This window comes from Serinibacter arcticus, from assembly GCF_004786095.1.
Lineage (GTDB): Bacteria > Actinomycetota > Actinomycetes > Actinomycetales > Beutenbergiaceae > Litorihabitans > Litorihabitans arcticus.
Genome location: NZ_RHPJ01000012.1, coordinates 1 through 378, shown reverse-complemented (window position 1 = coordinate 378; position 378 = coordinate 1). Strand labels below are relative to the sequence as shown.

1 protein-coding gene is annotated in these 378 nt (G+C 69.6%); it reads left to right on the top strand.

The annotated features are described in order from the left end of the window. A partial coding sequence (locus tag SERN_RS15190) for an S-layer homology domain-containing protein (protein ID WP_199241643.1) occupies positions 1-288 on the top strand: 288 nt, incomplete at its 5' end. Between the last annotated feature and the right edge of the window lie 90 nt (positions 289-378).

Here is a 378-nt window from a genome sequence, read left to right as displayed (position 1 = left end):
TTCCGCCCGCTGGAGCCGATCAACCGTGACGCGATGGCCGCGTTCCTGTACCGGATGGCCGAGGAGCCGGAGTTCACCGCTCCGACGACCTCGCCCTTCACGGACATCACCCCGGCCACGCAGTTCTACGCGGAGATCACCTGGCTGGCCTCCGAGGGCATCTCCACCGGCTGGCTCGGCAACGACGGGACGGCGATCTACCGCCCGACCACGCCGATCAACCGTGACGCGATGGCCGCGTTCCTGCACCGCTACGACGACGCCGGATTCTCCAACGTCGGCGACTGACAGCAGCAGGTAGCACCACCAGAGTCACCGCACCACCCGCACGAAGCGCCGCCCCCGCAGGTCCTCGGACCCGCGGGGGCGGCGTCGTTC